Annotated in this window: 17 protein-coding genes; 3 read left to right on the forward strand and 14 right to left on the reverse strand. The window is 62.3% G+C overall.

What is annotated here, in order from left to right; translation table 11 throughout:
- Positions 1-30 precede the first annotated feature (30 nt).
- The gene (locus NYR97_RS21445) at positions 31-672 is read right to left on the reverse strand and encodes a DUF1629 domain-containing protein (protein ID WP_316695669.1); all 642 of its coding nucleotides are present in this window, start codon (positions 670-672) and stop codon (positions 31-33) included.
- Between the two features lie 616 nt (positions 673-1,288).
- On the opposite strand from NYR97_RS21445, the gene NYR97_RS21450 reads away from it, so the two are divergent.
- A complete protein-coding gene (locus NYR97_RS21450; protein WP_076037648.1) occupies positions 1,289-1,513 on the forward strand; it encodes a SymE family type I addiction module toxin in 225 nt (74 codons plus the stop codon).
- 109 nt (positions 1,514-1,622) lie between these two features.
- Here NYR97_RS21450 and NYR97_RS21455 read toward each other — a convergent pair whose 3' ends face one another.
- The 3 genes from NYR97_RS21455 to NYR97_RS21465 form a co-directional block, all read right to left on the reverse strand.
- Positions 1,623-2,081: a hypothetical protein gene (locus NYR97_RS21455; protein ID WP_316695671.1), complete on the reverse strand. Its 459-nt coding sequence runs from the start codon at positions 2,079-2,081 to the stop codon at positions 1,623-1,625.
- Positions 2,082-2,148: 67 nt separating this feature from the next.
- Complete coding sequence (locus tag NYR97_RS21460) at positions 2,149-2,889, reverse strand: hypothetical protein (protein ID WP_316695673.1); 741 nt, start codon at positions 2,887-2,889, stop codon at positions 2,149-2,151.
- 394 nt (positions 2,890-3,283) lie between these two features.
- Complete coding sequence (locus NYR97_RS21465) at positions 3,284-3,811, reverse strand: hypothetical protein (RefSeq protein WP_316695674.1); 528 nt, start codon at positions 3,809-3,811, stop codon at positions 3,284-3,286.
- A 174-nt stretch (positions 3,812-3,985) separates the two neighbouring features.
- On the opposite strand from NYR97_RS21465, the gene NYR97_RS21470 reads away from it, so the two are divergent.
- The gene (locus NYR97_RS21470) at positions 3,986-4,213 is read left to right on the forward strand and encodes an integrase (RefSeq protein WP_316695676.1); all 228 of its coding nucleotides are present in this window, start codon (positions 3,986-3,988) and stop codon (positions 4,211-4,213) included.
- A 101-nt stretch (positions 4,214-4,314) separates the two neighbouring features.
- Here NYR97_RS21470 and secF read toward each other — a convergent pair whose 3' ends face one another.
- The 6 genes from secF to NYR97_RS21500 form a co-directional block, all read right to left on the reverse strand.
- Positions 4,315-5,283 (reverse strand): protein translocase subunit SecF, encoded by a 969-nt coding sequence (gene secF / locus NYR97_RS21475; RefSeq protein ID WP_115040360.1) that lies wholly within the window; start codon positions 5,281-5,283, stop codon positions 4,315-4,317.
- Positions 5,284-5,397: 114 nt separating this feature from the next.
- Positions 5,398-7,242 carry a protein translocase subunit SecD gene (gene secD / locus NYR97_RS21480; RefSeq protein WP_316695677.1) on the reverse strand — a complete coding sequence of 615 codons (1,845 nt, stop codon included), beginning with the start codon at positions 7,240-7,242 and terminating at the stop codon, positions 5,398-5,400.
- A gap of 191 nt (positions 7,243-7,433) precedes the next feature.
- Positions 7,434-7,787, reverse strand: a complete 354-nt coding sequence (yajC, locus tag NYR97_RS21485; RefSeq protein ID WP_104612453.1) for a preprotein translocase subunit YajC — start codon at positions 7,785-7,787, stop codon at positions 7,434-7,436.
- Positions 7,788-7,918: 131 nt separating this feature from the next.
- Positions 7,919-9,064 (reverse strand): tRNA guanosine(34) transglycosylase Tgt, encoded by a 1,146-nt coding sequence (gene tgt / locus NYR97_RS21490; protein ID WP_316695679.1) that lies wholly within the window; start codon positions 9,062-9,064, stop codon positions 7,919-7,921.
- Between the two features lie 81 nt (positions 9,065-9,145).
- Positions 9,146-10,216 (reverse strand): tRNA preQ1(34) S-adenosylmethionine ribosyltransferase-isomerase QueA, encoded by a 1,071-nt coding sequence (gene queA / locus NYR97_RS21495; RefSeq protein WP_316695680.1) that lies wholly within the window; start codon positions 10,214-10,216, stop codon positions 9,146-9,148.
- Between the two features lie 307 nt (positions 10,217-10,523).
- Entirely contained in the window at positions 10,524-10,955 is a 432-nt protein-coding gene (locus NYR97_RS21500; protein WP_016903291.1) for an Lrp/AsnC family transcriptional regulator, read from the reverse strand.
- A 121-nt stretch (positions 10,956-11,076) separates the two neighbouring features.
- On the opposite strand from NYR97_RS21500, the gene NYR97_RS21505 reads away from it, so the two are divergent.
- Positions 11,077-12,573 carry an aminotransferase class III-fold pyridoxal phosphate-dependent enzyme gene (locus NYR97_RS21505; RefSeq protein WP_316695681.1) on the forward strand — a complete coding sequence of 499 codons (1,497 nt, stop codon included), beginning with the start codon at positions 11,077-11,079 and terminating at the stop codon, positions 12,571-12,573.
- A gap of 224 nt (positions 12,574-12,797) precedes the next feature.
- On the opposite strand, the gene NYR97_RS21510 is transcribed toward NYR97_RS21505, so the two are convergent.
- The 4 genes from NYR97_RS21510 to NYR97_RS21525 form a co-directional block, all read right to left on the reverse strand.
- On the reverse strand, positions 12,798-13,505 hold the full coding sequence (locus tag NYR97_RS21510; protein ID WP_316695682.1) for a glycosyltransferase family 32 protein: 708 nt from the start codon (positions 13,503-13,505) through the stop codon (positions 12,798-12,800).
- A gap of 243 nt (positions 13,506-13,748) precedes the next feature.
- Complete coding sequence (locus NYR97_RS21515; protein ID WP_316695683.1) at positions 13,749-15,128, reverse strand: purple acid phosphatase family protein; 1,380 nt, start codon at positions 15,126-15,128, stop codon at positions 13,749-13,751.
- On the reverse strand, positions 15,125-16,246 hold the full coding sequence (locus NYR97_RS21520; RefSeq protein WP_316695684.1) for a phytase: 1,122 nt from the start codon (positions 16,244-16,246) through the stop codon (positions 15,125-15,127). Before NYR97_RS21520 ends, NYR97_RS21515 begins: the two co-directional genes overlap by 4 nt.
- On the reverse strand, positions 16,243-18,801 hold the full coding sequence (locus NYR97_RS21525; protein WP_316695685.1) for a TonB-dependent receptor: 2,559 nt from the start codon (positions 18,799-18,801) through the stop codon (positions 16,243-16,245). Before NYR97_RS21525 ends, NYR97_RS21520 begins: the two co-directional genes overlap by 4 nt.
- Positions 18,802-18,839: the final 38 nt, after the last annotated feature.

The raw sequence follows: 18,839 nt of genomic DNA on the forward strand, positions 1-18,839 counted from the left end.
CCAAGCTACTCCCTGCTCGTATTCGGCGCATCAACGATTCACGACGTCATAGAACCATAGCCCGTCAGAATTCCCATTGGTGCCAATTTCGGCAGCCTCAACCGCCCCCTTGAATACCCGATCACAAAATACGCCATCGTTAAAAGGAAGCTTAAATACATGCGCGTTTCCGAGCACATCACTCTTGAAAGCCAAGCGACTACCGCCCGCAAGGCTGTAATACTTTCCAGCTTCGTAATCGTCGCTAATTTTGATATCGAGTTCCGAGGCTTCCTCATCCAAAGCATCTAATGTGCGAACAACATCGCAGAGGAAGACGGTCGGACCTTTGGAACCATCGGCCAAGCGATAGTCGGTATCAGCGAAGGCGAAGGCATCCGCATCCACAGATTCCATCACCCTGCGGAGCCGCTCGGAGACCAGCCAGTAGCCGCTGAAGCCTCCCTCAAGATCCTGAGGCAACGCTCCTTCCACGGGGTTGTAAATCAATAGTGGCGTCTCTTTCAACGGAGGAAATCCGCCTTCGTCTGGCTGCAAAATAAGCCGGGGCGGCGTCAAAAGAGCCTGCTCATTTTCGAAGACCACCCCGTGGCCCTTTCCTCCACGCCGGGCGTCCGGCAGCAGCTCGAAAAACTCGCCCTTTTTTGGCTGATTGGTCATGTTGGTTTCCATGCGTTGCATCCCGTCCACAGGCTCACACCCTTGGATTGCTGTGACCGAAGTCTAGCGCCATCATCGGCTGCATGGGCATTCAACTACTCCTGTCAGCCAATCTGGAGTTTGGCAGAAGGCCTGGGTTGATAAGTGCGACTTGTTCTTCAGCGTCTGCTGCTCGATCTCATGATGATCTTGAAACCGACGTCCCCCCCGTGCGTGCTGAAGCAGCTGACGAGGTAGAACGCCAAGGTGTTTTGCTCCACCACCGCCTAACGCCTGAATTAAGCCGACCCGCTGCGGGGCAGCGAGTACGTGCTAGCGTAGCGTAAAGCACGCTGGCGCTGCCACGATGTGGGGTCGGCTTGAACGAATTATTAGGCCCATGCCCACCAGTTGACCGCAAGCCAGTAGAGCGCTAAATTGACTTAAGGTACTCAACATACCTTCCGCTAGCAGTGCCCGCGACTGAAACGCGGTTTTTTTGCGCCCATAGTTTCTATGGCCGAGTAGCGTCCAGTCATACAAGACTCGGCTTGCCGGGGAAAGCTGGGGGCCGTCTAGCGGCGGTGTTGAAGTACTCGGTCGCCCTCTCAACAGGGGCGTAACTCAACAATCCGCTAGGAGCACCACTATGGCCGTAAAGAGAAAGACTGCGCAGCCGGAACTGCGTTTTTTAACCGTTGGCTATCAGGTCTACGAAAGCAAGCACAAAGATGTAGAGCGCCGAACCCGGCCGAGACAGGTACCGTTCTTGCGTTTGAGCGGAGATTGGTTGCAAGCGGCAGGATTTTCCGTAGGCCACAAAGCACAAGTGCAAGTGACTGAACGTGGCATCACAATCATTGCCGAAGAGTGATACTAACAATGCCGCAGACGGATCAGTTTCCGTCTGCGGCATTCTGTTTTTACGGGCCTAACGCCTGAATTAAGCCGACCCGCGAAGCGGGCTCGGCTTGAATGAATTGTTAGGCGCCAAGCCCAAGTTTTCCGCGGTAGGGCGCCAAGAGCAGATCGTGCACATTGTTTACGCGAGTCAGAAGACTAGTGATAGAACCACTGCGGATCGAAAGCTCTTCCGAAAGTGCTTGAAGTTCTTCAGAACTGCACGGCTGCCGCCTGAACATCACGAGTGACGCCTGATGGGCCACGTGGTTTCGGTGAGGAATCTCGGCCTGAAGGTCTTTGACAAGCTGTGAGTCTGAGCATGTCTTAGCGAAGACTTTCAGGAGCGTACCAAGCGCTGCGTTGTCGTAGTCGCTGCCTGTGAAACCGAAGTGCAGGTCGATACCTAAGCGATGCTTGGCAATGCTGAAGTAGTTCCGCAAGTAGGTCTTTAGCAGTGCCTCAATGAGCTGATAGCCGCCAAGCGTCAGGCTGGCGATCTCTTGATAGCTCTTTGCTGCGGATGCCCGATCTGTGTCCATGGCGCCTAACACCAGAATTAAGCCGAGCCGCGAAGAGGCTTCGGGTTGAATGAATTGTTAGGGCTCACTACCTGATCCCCATGGTCGCTTCATATTTGACGCAAAGAGCGAAGAGGCGATTGAAAACAGGTTGGTTGCCAAAAGCACGCGCAGCCACAGCATACGCAGTAGCGCTACGATAGAAGTAGTTTGCAATATCTTGACGATGTTCTGGCTCGCGTGGCGTACCTAGCATTCCGGAGGTGTGGAATCGCGGCGGATCACCACCGTACATGTCCATTATCTGAGGTGACGCGGCGTGAACATAGCCGGAGTATGCCTTGCTGAGCGTTCTTGACGCGCCAATGTGACCACTTGGATCAGGAGTTGCTATTGGGGACTGCGCAATGTAAGCGCGAATCTTTTTGCGCCTGACCATCGGACGATCTTGAGTATTAGGTAAGCCTGTCGCAGGATCAAACTCTTCTGCAAAGAAAGCTTGCAGGTACTCAGTATGGACCGGTTGCTCCCCGCCATAAATGAGCGGAATGGACAGGAAAATGACGTCTTCTCCGATCTCATCGATCAATCGTTGTAGCGCGGCTTGTTCTTGAAAGAATCCAGTCTCAAGAAGCGAGGCCGCCGCACGAAGGCCAGATGGCAGGCGAGCAAGCTTTTGGACGATCGCTTGCTGAGGAAGCTGCTCGATATGACGATAGACAAAACCACCCTTGAACGGGACGGCATGTGGCGGTGGTGTCAGCTCGGCCAGCGCGATCAAGGCCAGATCCATCTCGTCTAGGGTTTCTTGGTAGAGACGTGCTGGCATTTGTGTGTGAGCCCTAACGCCTTAGTTAAGCCGACCCGCGAAGCGGGGTCGGCTTGAATGAATTGTTAGGCCGCGTCAGAGAAATGCTAGCCATCCAAAGTCTCTTTGAGAACCTCAAGGTGGTCTGCCGCAACGGCGTACACCTCAGCGTCGAAGTCGCACGGAAACGGCGTGTGAACTACGAGCTCAACCTTGAACCACGGACCGTCACTTGAGGTTGCCACGTACTCGCCCACAACGGGGATGCGAGAAAAATCTCGCTCCTCGTTTAGCCAGTCTCGTTGCTTCGGGCTACGGGTGTGCAGAAATACTTTCATGGTTACGATGAACTCCTTGAGCGGTCTAAAGCCTGAATTAAGCCGACCTGCGAAGCGGGTTCGGCTTGAATGAATTGTTAGACACTCCGCAGGGTGCGCCGAAACCACTCATACATGACCTCCATAGCAAGCTTGGCATCCGACTCCAGTATCGTAGCTGGATGGACTTTTTTGGCCAAGAATCTGGTGCCGAATGCATCAGGGTGGTTAGCCGCTTTGCGGTGCGTGAACGGATTGCGCAGCTGCCGAAGCCTGTCGGTGCGGTCAAACAAGTCATTTGGCAACGAAAGGTGTTGGCGCCCGGCCTTAATCATTAGCTCAAATGTATGTCGCTCCTGCGCAGGAGCCAAGCTTTCTAGCTCTTCGCTAAGTGTGTGCTCTACGAAAGAAGTGGCAAGGAGCAATGCACCAACAAAGTGGCCGGAAACAAAACAGAGCCGCGCTTCTTCCAGCATGTGGAGGATCGTTAGATCACCCATGACCGCGCCCGGATGAAAGTAGTGCTGAGCCAGCCACTCGATCCGATCTACGCGATCGGCCCGCGACGAATCATCAGCACGCGCAAGAGCTTCAGTAAGGTTCTCACGAGTGGCTGGAATGGGCATAGTGGTGCCTAACTACTATTGGACCGCCCAAATTGGGTGTTGCACGGAATATCTTCGATCGCTGGCGCTTTGTAAATGGGGGAAAACCCGTAGCCGCGATCACGGGATTACACGATATCAAGCGGACTCTACTATTGCGAGGCTTCCAGCCTTATCCAGGAAGGAGGCAGGCGTATGAAATACTCCCCCAAAAACAATGGCATAACAGCACGTCCGCCGACGCGGTTGCTCGATCGAGTGCGCGACCGCTTGCGCCTTCGGCACTACAGCCTGCGCACCGAGCAGGCGTGTCTCAGTTGGACACGGCGCTTCATCCTGGCCAGCGGCTCTCTACGCAACGTACTGCGTATCGATCGGCATCACGTGTCCGACGAAATCCCTGGTGCTCACGATCTTGAGTAGTAACGTGACAGTGCACAACCGTACACTCACGACCTACACCGCCAAAAACAAAAAAAAACCGCGCAATGCGCGGTTTTTTCGTCAGACCTTTTGCCAACCGATCAAGGACGACGCGCCAGCGCCTCCACGTCCTTGGCCTTGGGCAGCAAATCCTGCTTGGTCACCGCAAACGGCCCGATGCTCAGCATCGGCACTGCGACGATGATCGAGGAGATCACCACGATCACCGCGCCGATCATGTGCGTTTCGGCCAGGCCTTCCATCGACTCGCCGCCGTAGATGTACAACGCCAGCGCCGACAGGAAGAACATCACCGCGGTGATCACCGTGCGCGACAGCGTCTGGTTGATCGAGCGGTTCAGCACTTCCAGCGGCTCCACGCGCAGCGCGCGGAAGTTTTCGCGCACGCGGTCGAACACCACGATGATGTCGTTGATCGCAAAACCCATCACCGACAACAGGCCGGCCAGCACGGTCAGGTCGAACTCGCGGCCGGTCAGCGACACGAAGGCCACCGTGACCAACAGGTCGAACAAGGCGGTCAGGCTAGCGACCACGGCGAACTTCCACTCGAAGCGGAAGGCGATGTAGATCAGAAAGCCCACCAGCATGAACACCGTTGCGTACACGCCGTTCAAGGCCAGGTCCTTGCCGACCTGCGGGCCGACGAATTCGCCCGGCTGCACGGTGGCGGGGTTCTGCTCGGTGCTGACCGCCTTGCGCACTTCTTCGGCCACGGTGGTTGCGGCATCGTCGCGGTTGTTGTGCTGCTCGCGTGCCTGCAGGCGAATCATCACCTCATTGCCGCCGCGCGCGTTCTGCACCTGGGCGTTCTCGAAGCCGGCCTTGGCCAGCTGCTCGCGCACCTGGTCCACGTCCACCGTCTTCTGGAACGAGGTCTGCACCAGCGTGCCGCCGGTGAATTCCAGTGCGTAGTTGAAGCCCTTGCCGACGATGATGCCGATCGAGGCGATCGCCAGCACCAGCATCAAGATCAGCACCGGCTTGCGCAGACGCATGAAATCGATCTTGGTGTCGTTGGGAATGAGATGGAGCGGGAACAATTTCATGGAAAAGATCTTCCGTTTAAGACGTCTGCATCGTCAGGATGCGCAACGCTTGCGAAGGGATTCATACCCCACCCTGTGCAGCTGGACTGCCAGGGTCGGGGCCGGACTCGCATCTCAGATAGCGACAGACTTCAGCTTCTTGCGGCTGCCATAGATCAGCACCGCCAGCGCGCGCGACACGGTGATCGCGGTGAACATCGAGGCAAAAATACCGATGATCATGGTCAGCGCGAAGCCCTTCAGCGGGCCGGTGCCGAATGCGTACAACGCCACGCCGACGATCAACCCGGTCAGGTTGGCGTCGAGGATGGTGCCGCCGGCCTTCTCGTAACCGGCAACGATCGCCGACTTGGGCGGCACGCCGAGACGTAATTCCTCGCGGATACGCTCGTTGATCAGCACGTTGGCGTCCACCGACAGACCCACCGACAACGCCAGACCGGCAAAACCCGGCAGCGTCATGGTGGCGCCGAACAGCGACATCACCGCGATCACGATCAACAGGTTGAACAACAACGCCGCCGAGGTGATCGCGCCGAACATGCGGTAGTAAATGGTGAAGAACACCAGGGTGAACACGAACGAGAACACCACCGCAGTGACGCCGCGCTCCACGTTCTCTGCACCCAGACTCGGGCCGATCACGTATTCCTCGACGAAATCCATCGGCGCGGCCAGCGAGCCGGACTTCAACAATTTGGCCAGGTTCTCGGCTTCGACCTTTTCCAGGCCGGTGGTCTGGAAATTCTTGCCGAACACGCCGGCGATGCGGGTCGGCGACAGCGCTTCTTCCTTGACCCGCACGCTGCGCACTTCCTTGCCGTCGACCATGGTCACGGTGGGAATGCGCTCGATGTAGACCACCGACATCAGCTTGCCGACATTGGCGCTGGTGTAGTCGAGCATGCGCTGGCCGGCGACGTTGTTGAGCGTCACCGCCACTGCCGGCATGCCGTTCTGGTCGTTGCTGACGCTGGCACTGACCATCTGATCACCAGTCACCAGCGCGCGCTTGTTGAGCAACACCGGCGCATTGCTGTCGCGCAGGCGGTAGACCTTGGCTTCCGGCGGAATAGTGCCGCTGCGCACGGCGTCTTCGGCATTGCCTTCGACTACCGCGCGGAATTCCAGCGAGGCCGTGGCGCCGATCAGGCGCTTGGCCTCGGCGGTGTCCTGCAGGCCGGGCAGTTCGACCACGATACGGTCTTCGCCCTGGCGCTGGATGGTCGGTTCGGACACGCCCAGCGCGTTGACACGATTACGCAAGGTGGTGAGGTTCTGCTCGATCGCACCGCTGGCGATCTGCTTGAGTTCGGCCTCCGGCACCTTCACTGCGATGTTCTGGCCGCTGACATCGTAGGTCAACGTCGGCTGCGCCTTGGCCAGCGCGGTGCGCGCGGCATCGGCGCTGGCGCCCTCGCTCAGGCTGACCTGGATGCTGTTGTCGCCACGACGCTCGACCGAGCGATAGGCGATGCGGCCATCGCGCAAGGTGGTGCGGATGTCTTCGGCAAAGCCGTCCAACCGCTTTTCCAGCGCGGCTTTCTGATCCACCTGCATGGCGAAATGCACGCCACCGACCAGATCCAGACCCAGCACCATCGGCCGGCCGCCCAGCTTGGCCAGCCAGTCCGGCACGGTCGAGGCCAGGTTCAGCGCCACCGTGTAGTTCTCGCCCAGTTGCTGGCGCAGCACATCGTTGGCGCGGGTCTGTGCCTGCAGGTTGGGCAGGCGCACCATCAGGCTCTCGCCTTCCTTGGTGACGGCCTTGGGCGTGATGCCGGCGCTCTTGAGGTCGGCGTCGATGCGGCTACGCAATGCGTCGTCGAGTTGGGCACCGCGGCTGGCGGTGATCTGCACGGACGGGTCTTTCTGGTAGATGTTGGGCAGCGCGTACAACGCGCTGACCGCCAACACCAGCAGGATCAGGAAATACTTCCAGCGAGGAAATTCGAGCATTGCGACAGTCCCGCGCGACACCATCCCGGCGACGCGCCTAGCAGTGAGAACGACTTCAAGCGGCCAACACAAGGTCGCGAGCGGTCGTCAGGTGGATGCGGGCGGTGCCGGGACGGGAGTGTTGCGACCCACCGGTTCCCAGCGCCGACTGCGCCCGCCTGACGGTGCGCGCAGTAGTTTTGGAGCCGCTCTTAGCTGGCGGACTTCAGCGTGCCCTTGGGCAGCACATGGCCCACGGCACTCTTCTGCACGCGGATGCGCACGTTGTCGGCTACTTCCACGGTGATGAAGTTGTCGCCGATGTCAGTGATCACGCCCGCCACGCCGCCGGAGGTGATGACTTCGTCACCGCGCGCCAGCTTGTCCAGCAGCGACTTGTGCTCCTTCTGGCGCTTCATCTGCGGGCGGATCATCAGGAAGTACATGACCGCGATCAGGATGATCGGCAACGCGAAGGTGGACAGGCTTCCCATCGGGCCGGCGGCCGGCGCGCCACCGGTGGCCTGCGCCTGGGCGACGGGGATCAGGAAATCGAGCAGATTCATTCAATGCATCCTAGTTTGGTGCCAGCGCGCCAACCGGCCCGCTCGCTATTCAGGTACCGCCGAAGCGGAACAGCCGGGAATTATGCCATGCGGGTTCCCAACCGTCCGCGCAAGGGCGCGGACGGCCGGTTTCAGCTGGTCTCCCCCGGCAACGGCGGCGTGATGGCGCCGCGTGCCGCATAGAAGGACCGCCGGAACTCCACAAAGGTTCCCGAGGCGATCGCCGCACGCAGGTCGGCCATCAATTTCTCGTAGTACCAGAGGTTGTGCAGGGTGCCCAGCATCGGCGCCAGCATCTCGTTGCAGCGGTCCAGATGGCGCAGGTAGGAGCGCGTGTAGCCGCTGCTGCAGGCGTGACACCCGCAGCCCGGCTCGATGGTGTCCAGATCGCGCTCGTACCTGGCGTTGCGGATGCGCACGGTACCGAACGAGGTGAAATAGTGGCCGTTGCGCGCGTTGCGGGTAGGCATCACGCAGTCGAACATGTCCACGCCACGCGCCACGCCTTCGACCAGGTCCTCGGGCCTGCCCACGCCCATCAGATAGCGCGGGCGCTCGGCCGGCAGGCGCGGATGGAGGTGTTCCAGCATCGCGTTGCGCTCATGCTCCGGCTCGCCCACCGCCAGCCCGCCGATGGCGTAACCGTCGAAACCGATGCCCTGCAGTCCGTCCAGCGAGCGGCTGCGCAGGTCCGGATGCACCCCGCCCTGCACGATACCGAACAGCGCCGCGTCATTGCCCAGCCCGTCGTGCGCGTCGCGCGAGCGCTGCGCCCAGCGCAGGCTCAGTTCCATCGAACGTCGCGCCACCTCTTCGGTAGCCGGATACGGGGTGCACTCGTCGAAGATCATCACGACGTCCGAATCGAGCACCTTCTGGATCTGCATGCTTTCTTCGGGGCCCAGGAATACGCGGGCGCCATCGGTGGGCGAGGAGAAGGTCACGCCTTGCTCGGTGATCTTGCGACGATGCGCCAGCGAAAACACCTGGAATCCGCCCGAATCGGTAAGGATCGGCCCGTCCCAGCGCGAGAAGCCGTGCAGGCCGCCGTGATCGCCGATCACATCCAGACCGGGGCGCAGATACAAATGGAAGGTGTTGCCCAGGATGATCTCCGCACCCAGCGCGCGGATCTGCTCGGGCAGGATGCCCTTGACCGAGCCATAGGTGCCCACCGGCATGAACGCCGGCGTTTCCACCGTGCCGCGCGGAAAGGTCAGGCGGCCGCGGCGGGCACGGCCGTCGGTGGCTTGGAGCTGGAACTGGAGTCGGGACATTGGGGGGCCGGGAATGGGGAATCGGGAGTGGGGAATCGGAAAAGCGGTTGGCGGATGTCGGAACGCATGGCGGGTACTGCCTTACGATTCCCCATTCCCGATTCCCCATTCCCTGCCCCACAGCAGCATCGCATCACCGTACGAAAAGAAGCGATAGCGCTGTTCGATGGCGTGTTGATAGGCCTCAAAGATGCGTTCGCGGCCAGCGAAGGCCGAGACCATCATCAGCAGCGTGCTTTCGGGCAGATGAAAGTTGGTGACCATCGCATCGACGCTGCGGATGCGGTAACCGGGCAGGATGAAGATCCGGGTTTCGCCGGCGAATGGCAGCAGTTCGCCATCGGGTGCGGCATCGGTTTTACGCCAGGCGCTTTCCAGCGAGCGCACCACCGTGGTTCCCACCGCAATGACGCGGCCGCCGCGTGCGCGCGTGCGCCGCACCTGCTCGACCAGTGCGGCACCGACGTTGAGCCACTCGGTGTGCATCACGTGCTGGTCCAGTGCATCCACGCGCACCGGTTGGAAGGTACCGGCGCCGACATGCAAGGTGACATGGCCGAACTCCACCCCGCGCTCGCGCAGCTGCGCCAGCAGCGCCTCGTCGAAATGCAGGCCGGCCGTGGGCGCGGCAACCGCGCCGACCTCGCGGGCGAACACGGTCTGGTAGCGCTCGCGGTCTTCCACACCCGGCTCGCGGCGGATGTACGGCGGTAGCGGCAGTTGCCCGGCTTCCGGCAGCCACTGCTCAAGAGTCGTCGGTATATCGAAGCGCAGCAGATAGAACTCGCCGTCGCGGCCCAGCACCTCGGCCTGCCCACCGGCATCCAGCGCGATCCAGCTGCCGGCCTTGGGCGACTTGCTGGCACCGATCTGCACGCGCGCCTCGCGATCGCCGAGCAGGCGCTCGATCAGGATTTCCACCCGCCCGCCGCTGGCCTTCTGCCCGAACAGGCGCGCCGGGATGACGCGGGTGTCGTTGAAGATCAACAGATCGCCGGGCTGCAACAGTTCGGGCAGATCGCGGACCTGGCGGTCGGCGAATGCCTGCGGCGACGGCGGAACGACCAGCAAGCGGCTGGCCGCGCGCTCGGCCAGCGGCGCCTGGGCGATCAGCTCGTCGGGTAGGTCGTAATGGAAATCGGACTTCTTCAAGGCGTGGCGGTACAGCGGTTTGGGGGCGCTAGTTTAGCGGGACATGCTGAGGCAGGTTTGGCAGCCTTTTCCTCCAGGGAAACAAGACCTGCGGAGATCGCGGAGGTAGCAGATCCTTCTCCCATCGGGAGAAGGTGGCGCGCAGCGCCGGATGAGGGTACGGGCGAAGCATAATGCGCTCAAATATTGCAGAGGCTTCGCCCCGTACCCTCACCCCAACCCCTCTCCCGGGGGAGAGGGGCTTGCTAGCTCGCGAATCGTGGCTCTCTTTACGATTCCCGATTCCCCACTCCCGATTCCCCGCCCCTCACCGCTCAAACTTCGTCGACAAAATGATCGACGTCGTCGTGCGCTCCACGCCGTCGATCGCGCCGATGGCGTCGGTGAGCACGTCCATTTCGTTGACGCCGCCGACCACGCCCAGGGCGATCAGGTCGTAGGCGCCGCTGACCGAGTGCAGCAGGCGCACCTGCGGGATGTCGCGCAGCGCCTTGACCACGGCCGGCATCTTCTTGGGCAGCACGGTGATCAGGATGTGCGCGCGGATGCGGCCCTGTTCGTAGGCGTCGTGGGTGCGCACGGTGTAGCCGCTGATCACGCCGTCGCGTTCGAGTTTTTCGATCCGGCTTTGCACGGTGGTGCGCGACAGCCCGAGCCGGCGCGCGATCTGCGCGGTGGAGGCGCGCGCGTCCTCGCGCAACAGCGACAGCAGGCGTTCGTCGGAGGGAGTGATTTTCACTTTTGCCCAAATGGTTCGTCGATTCGACGAAAATACCTGACTTCCTGCCCGGATTCACGCTGCCAAACGCCGATCTTCTGCCGATAATAGAAAGGGAACGCCACCTTGTAGGAGATGCGCCATGTCCGTCCTTGCCCCGCTCGCCCCGCTGCGTGCCCATGCCGGCCGCCGCCTGACCGATGGCCTGGACGATGCCAGCATCGTGCGCCTGGCCAGCACCCACGACGATCTCGCCCAGGCCATCGATGCCGCTGCCGCCGAATATGCGCTGGTGCGCGAGGAGGCCGCCGACCTGCTGGACCTGGACGAAGACGCACAGATCGGCGCGGTGCAGGACGGTTTCATCAATTTCTACGCCGACGATGCGGTGACCCCGTACGTGGCGCTGGCCGCGCGCGGCCCCTGGGTGGTTACGCTCAAGGGTGCGGTGCTGTACGACGCCGGCGGCTATGGCATGCTCGGCTTCGGCCACACCCCCGCGCCGGTAATCGAGGCGATGGCGCGCCCGCAGGTGATGGCCAACGTGATGACGCCCAGCCTGGCGCAGCGCCGGTTGGACCGCGCCCTGCGCGCGGAGATCGGGCATACGCGTGGCGGCTGTCCGTTTGCGCGCTTCATGTGTCTCAACTCCGGCTCCGAAGCGGTCGGCCTGGCCGCACGCATCGTCGACACCAACGCCAAGCTGCACACCGACCCGGGCGCCCGGCATGCCGGTGCCACCATCAAGCGCGTGGTGGTCAAGGGCAGCTTCCATGGCCGCACCGACCGCCCCGGCCTGTATTCCGATTCCAGCCGCAAGACCTACACCAAGTACCTGGCCAGCTACCGCGACGAGGATTCGGTGATCGCGATCGCGCCGTACGACGTGGCGGCGCTGCAGCGCGCCTTCGACGAGGCCGCGCGCAATCACTGGTTTATCGAGGCGGTGTTCCTGGAGCCGGTGATGGGCGAAGGCGACCCGGGCCGCGCATTGCCGGCCGCGTTCTATGCCGCTGCGCGCGACTTGACCCGCCTGCACGGCAGCCTGCTGCTGGTGGATTCGATCCAGGCCGGCCTGCGCGCGCACGGCGTGCTGTCGGTGGTGGATTATCCCGGCTTCGAGCAGCTCGACCCGCCGGATCTGGAAACCTATTCCAAGGCGCTCAATGCCGCGCAATACCCGCTGTCGGTGCTGGCCGTGACCGAACACGCCGCGCAGGTGTATCGCAAGGGCACCTACGGCAACACCATGACCACCAACCCGCGCGCCCTCGATGTGGCCTGCGCCACGCTCGCATTGTTCACTCCGCAGGTGCGCGCCAACATCCGCAGCCGCGGTGCGCAGGCGATCGCCAAGCTGGAAGCATTGCAGTCCGAGCTCGGAGGTTTGATCACCAAGGTGCAGGGCACCGGCTTGCTGTTTTCCTGCGAGCTGGCACCGCAGTTCAAGTGTTACGGCGCCGGTTCCACCGAGGAATGGTTGCGCCACCGCGGCGTCAACGTGATCCACGGCGGCGAGAATTCGCTGCGCTTCACCCCGCATTTCGCCATGGACGAAGACGAACTTGATCTATTGGTCGGCCTTATCGCGCGTGCGCTCAAGGAAGGCCCGCGCCAGGTGCAGGCCGAGGCCGCCTGAGGCTGCACATCTCTCAACGCCTGAAACGCGGAGTCCTGTGGGCTGCCGCGCCGACGGCGCGAGATGTGTGACATGGCAAGCACGATGCACGATGCGAAGCGCGCTTGCGCAAGCGCCCTTCACCAGCGTGAACCGCACAAAATGCCGCGATGGGACTGCAGCCGGAATCACTGCCGGTCGCCATGCAGATCCGTTCAACAGATCTGCATGGCGACCGGCAGCAATCAGATCGGCACCGCGCTCAATTTGCGACGCAGGTAATTGGTCACCGCCCGGCGCGTCGACTTGCCGCGCCACGATGCCCAGCACAGATGCGAGCCGACGGCGATCTTGCCGCCGCGGTGGCCGAGCCCGAACCAGGTACGGTCCGGATGGAATGCATCGCGCGGCGGGAACACGATGCCGGAGAACTGCTCGCCATACGCGTTGTAGAAGCGCGTCAGCCCGCGCGGGCCGGAGATCATCGGTATCTGCCGGTGATCTTCCAGCGTCTCCGGCGCATGCACACTGAAGATGTGCTCGATAAAGGCGCGCCACAGAGGATGCCCTGCCTGGGAACCGAAGACGGCATTGCCGATCTTGAACTGATCGTTGCCCAGCGCGCCATCCTCGATCGGCAGCACGCATTGCTGTACCAACAGGTCGGCGCCAAGCGGCTGCAGCAGCTTGTAATCGGTGTCGAAATAAAAGCCGCCGTGCGCGTGCATATAGGCGCAGCGGGCGATGTCGGCCTTCATCACGCCGAAGCGGATCGCCTCGTAGCGCTCGGCGAATTCCGGGAACGCGCGACGCATCAGTTCCGAATTGTCCGCATCATCCCAGACGTAGCAGATCCAGTCCGGCAGTAGCCGCTGCAGACGGGCCTGGATCCTGCGTTCTTCCCACTGCAATTGCTTGGTCGGCGCGGTCAGATGAAACACATGGGGAATCATGGTGGTTTCTCGGGGGCTGGGGGCACCGCCACCTCCATCCAGCGCCGACCTGACACCCGGCTACCCGGATGGAGATCCGGCTAACCACACCCTATGCCCATTTTTTGTGTGATGTAACTCACACTTTTCAATTGGCATACGAGGTAACCATTGGAAAAATCAATGCATCAGCGAAGTTTCCTCACATCTCCCTAACTCGGTAGGCCGATCCGCCCCAACTCTTTCGCATTCGTCACAGCGTATTTATTCCCAGCAGCGATCCGCCCGTCCCTTGAGCGTTGCACTGCGTGGGCAATCGCGCGGGGCGATGCGTCCTGCTTCGTGTTCGATCAACCGCTTGGCCCCGGTCGTATCGCGCTTGAGCTCGAAGGCATCGTAGAGACGTCCGGTGGCGGTGCGCGACTCGTAGAGCAACGTCTGGTTGTCGATGCGAAGCACCTGATACAGCTGGGTATCTTCGCCGACCGGGCGCATGGTCTTGCGAGCCATATCCGAGAGCCGGTACTGCTTGGGCCCGGCCACCGACACCACGAACACCGGCGTCGCCTGCCCGGCCTCATCGCCACGCCGGCCGTAGGTGTGGTCGTGGCCCTGCAGCACCAGATCGACCTTGTGGCGACGGATCACCGGCAGCACCTGCTCGACCAACTTTTCGTTCTCGCGATCGGCGCGCGGCGAGAAGAACGGCTGATGGATCAGCACGATCGACCACGGATGCGGATTATCGGCCAATACGGTCTCCAGCCACTGCGCCTGCGCCGGGCCGGTGCCCAGATCCAGCACGGAGGTACCGTCGAGCACGGCGATGCGCACGCCCTGGTAGTCGAACCAATAGCTGGTGCGCGCGGTGGCCGACGGCCCGTTGCGCGGCAGGGCGAAGGTCACCGGCCAGTGGTTGCCGAGCGTGCGCGTGGCCTGCGGGGTGTCCTCGCCCTCTTCGTGATACTCGTGATTGCCCGGCGCCGGCGCCACTGCGGTGCCTTCCAGCAACCAGCGCCCGGCTTCAAACCATTCGGCCCATTCGTTGTCGTCCTGGCCGTCATTGCCGCTGACCAGGTCGCCGGCGAACAGCGCCAGCCTGGCGTCCGGTGCCGAGCGCCAGGCCTGGCGGATCACCCGCGAGACCAGGCTGAGGTTCTTGTTCTGGGTGTCGCCGAAGTACAGCAGCGTCAGCGGCGTGTCGGGGCTGGCGGCGGTGCGGAAATGATTCCACGCGCCCCAGGTGCGGTTGCCCTGCACGCGGTAGGCGTACAGCGTGTCCGGCTTCAGCCCGTCGATATCGGCGCGGTGGTGGTGCGAGCTGCCGTTTTCGCTGCTCAGCGTGGCGGTGCTGGCGCGAATGCGGCGCGGCGTACCCACGTCGGGCGAGTCGCCGGCGACGACCAGTTCCAGCCACGGCTGGTTGACGCTGGCATCGGTACGCCAGGCCACCGCGAAACCGGTCGCCGCATCCTGCGCGGGCGTGACGACGATGCGGTCCGGAAAGCCGTCGGCGACATAGTGGGTGGAGCCCGCCGGCACCTGGGTGTTCGGTTCGGCGGCGCGCTCGGCGGCGAACGATTGAGTGCTCGCCATTGCCACCAGCAGCAGCGCTGCAGACAGCGCCGCGCGCGCAGCGCTCACAGCGCGCACTCTTTCAAACGCAGCGTGCGTGCGATATCGCGCCAATCGAAGGCGGCCACCGCCTGGTCGTCATGCAAGGCATAGAACACGCCACCGGGGAAGCGCGCATCGCCGCGTTGATCCAGCCACACGCCATCGGTATTGGCGGTCACCCGGCCGGCGAATGCGCCCACATGCGCCAGGCTCTGGCGATCGAACACCTGGAACACGCTGCGGTCCTTGAACTGATCGGTGGCGATCCAGTAACCGCTGCCATCGCTGCACGCCAGCAAGGTCATGCCCTCGGCCTGCGCCTTGAACAGGCCGGTGCCGACATTGCGCCCGCGATAACGCCCGTCCATGCCGTACTCGCGTAGCTGCGTGCCCACGGCCACGTCTTCTTCGGCAATCATCAAGCGCGCATTGGCTTCATCGCCGAACACCGATTCGGCAATCCGCACCGCACCCGCTTCGGTGGTATCGCCAAAGCTCTGGGTCAGGCGCGATTGCCAGCCCTGCCCTGCGTTGTTCAATTGATAACGCCGGAAGCGCTGACCGAGGTCGGCCACCGGCGGCGGCAGATCCTTGTTGGCCGGCGACATGTAGTTGTCGCTGACCACCACCTCGTAGCCGCCGTCGTGCTTGCGCACCCACAGGCCATAGGGTTCGCGCAGTTCGTCCTGGCCGAAGGCGATCAACGGCTTGAAGTCCGGCAGCGAGAACACCTGCACGCGGCGGTTGTCGCGCTCGACCACGAACACCAGATCGTCGACCACCGAAATCCCGTTCGGGCGATCCAGCTTGCCCAGCGCCTTGCCCTTGCCGCCGACCACGCGCAGGCGTTTGCCGTTGTCGCCATCGAACACCACCAGCGCATGCGTGGCCTTGGCGGTGGCGATCAACCAACGGCTGCCATCGGGCGCACTCCAGCTGGCGGGTGAGTCCAGATTGTCGGACGGCGTGGAAGTGGTGATGAAGGCTTCCGGCACCACTTCGTGCGCCACCTTGGCCTCGCTGAGCAAGGGGTCTTTCAGCAGCGCCTCGTCGGCTTCGCGGTCGACCGGTGCGCTGGCGCAAGCCGTCAGCGCCAGTGCGGTGGCAAGTAACGTGGTGTGGAGCCGCGTGTGCGTTGCGATCACAGTGCCACCTTCAGGCCGAGCGCATAGGTACGGCCGTATTCTTCATTCTGCAGCGTGCGCGAGGGCACGCCCTGGTACAGCTCCAGCGGTTCGTCCAGCAGGTTCTGCGCTTCCAGATACAGGCTGACGTGGCGGTTGAATTGGTAATTCATGCTGAAATCCAGCTGGGTATGCGGAGCGACGTAAATATCGTACGCGCGGCTGGCGCCGATGGTGTCCAGGTATTCGCTGCGATACACCGCTGCCACACGCGCACTGAAACCGTATTTTTCGTAACCCAGATGCCCGCTGTAGATCCGCTTGGACGAACGCGGCAAGGTGAAGTCCTCACCGGCGCGGTCGCTCAGGCCGGGATCGAAATCGCTGTCCAGCACGGTGGCGCTGGCACCGACCAACAGGCCATTCCAGCCTTCCGGCAGGAAGTCCAGGGTCTGCTGCCAGTTGAACTCGGCGCCGCGTACTTTTGCGGTGTCGCCATTGATCGAGCGCGTGACCTGCAAATCCGGGAATTCCGCATCGTTGGTGCTGATCGTCTGCACGATGTAATCGTCGATCGATTTGTTGAACACGCCCAACGAGATCAGACCGGTGTTGCCGATGTATTTCTCGAACGACAGATCCAGATTGGTGGAACGGTAAGGATTGAGATCGGGATTGCCGATGCTCACTTCCTCATCGCCGCGATTGATGCTCACGTGCGGCGAGACATCGCCGAACGACGGGCGCGACAAGGTCTTGTTGGCCGCAAACCGCAGCACCCAGTCGTTGCCGGTGTCGTAGCGCAGGTGCAGGCCCGGCAGCACGTTGGTGTAGCTGCTGGACGCCTCGCGTGGCGTCACCGTGGCCGAGCGGCCGTCTTCTGCCACGTCCACCTGATTGCCGGTGGCATTGAACTGGGTGTTCTCCACGCGCACGCCGGCAATCATGCGCAGCGCCCCGATGTCCCAGGTGCCCATTGCGTACGTCGCAAACACATCTTCGGTGGCGGTGTAGTCGTCCTGCAGCGAGACCTGCTGGTTGCCGCCCACATCCTGCGGACGTGCGCTGTACAGATTGCCGGAGGTGTTCCAGTAACGGCGCATGCCATCCGAGCCGATGCTTTCGCCCAAGGTGCCGCCACGGTGTTCCGGCGCGGCAGTGGTCCAGTCGCTCAAGTCGATCGCCGGGCCGCGACGCAGCTCGCGTTCGTCCACGTTGACATCGCGCTCGCGCCAACGACCGAGCACACCCATCTTCAGGCTGGCATGCTCGCCATCGAAGCGCACGTTGACCTGCGCGCTGCGCTCGCTGTCGTCCACCCGCTTGGGCGCAAGCACGAAGCGGTCGAACACGAAATCGTCGTTGCTCTGCCAGCCGTTGTCGGAAAAGCCCAAACGCGGAATGCCGCTGTTCTGATCGACCGTGGCCGACAGATCGTCGCCGTCATAGTTGAAGCGCGCTTCCATTTCATCGTTCACGCGCTCGGTGGTCTTGGTGTAGCCCACCTTGTAATCCACGGTGGCCGCGCTCAGGCGATTTTCGCCGCCCATGCTCAAGGCCATGGTGTCTTCTTTCTTGGTGCGATAGCGCACGCGCTTGGAGATCGAATCGGCCGGCAGATCGGCCACGTTGTAGGTGCCATCGCCATTGGCGCTGACCTGCCCATCGGCCAGGCCGAAGATGGTGCGCTGACGCGTTTCGGCATCGTCGAAACGGCTGTACAGCGTACGCAGGTAATAGCGGTTGTCTTCGTCCGGGCGCCAATCCAGATTGAGATTCGCGCCCATGCGGGTGCGCTCGATGAAGTACTTACGGCGCTGCACTTCGCCGGCAAACAAATCATCGGCCGCACCGCCATCGAAACTGTCGTAGGCCACTTCGGTGTTGTCGGATTCGAATTCGCGATCCTGGTAGTTCACACCCACCGCCACACCGAAGGTGCCATCGAAGATATCGCTGTAGTTGAACGCGCCCTTCGGGCTGGTCTTGCCCGACAGCGACTGGTGGCTGCCTTCGACCGAGCCGCGCAAGGTACGGCCATCGCGATCGAATGCGGAGGTGGACTCCACTTGAATTGCGCCGCCGATGGAATCGCCGGGCATGTCAGGCGTTGGCGACTTGACCACCTTGAGCCGCTCGGTGGAATCGGAGGGAATCACGTCCAGCGGCGCCGAGCGTGTGCCGTCTTCCGGCGTGCCCATGGTCATGCCGTCGATGGTGACGCTGTTGAGCGCCGAATCCAGACCGCGGATCACCACGAAGCGGCCCTCGCCCTGGTCGCGCGTCACGCTGACGCCAGGCAGGCGCTGCAAGGATTCTGCGACATTCTTGTCGGGGTAGCGGCCCATCGCATCGGACGCGACCGCATCCTGGATGGCATCGGAACTGCGTTTGAGATCGACCGCGCGCACCTGCGATTCCGTTTGCGGGCGCACTTCCAGCCGCTCCAGATCGATGGCCGCAGCGCTTGCTGCGCCGCCAGCAGCAGCACCCTCGGCCGCCAGCGCCAGCGGGCTCCACGTGGCCGCAGCCAACGTCAGCGTGATCGCCAGGCAGAGCGGAGTCTTGTTGAGCACGGGTGCTTCCCCAATTGGTTAAGAATGGGTGGGCACAC

Source organism: Xanthomonas hydrangeae, from assembly GCF_032697525.1.
Classification (GTDB): domain Bacteria; phylum Pseudomonadota; class Gammaproteobacteria; order Xanthomonadales; family Xanthomonadaceae; genus Xanthomonas; species Xanthomonas hydrangeae.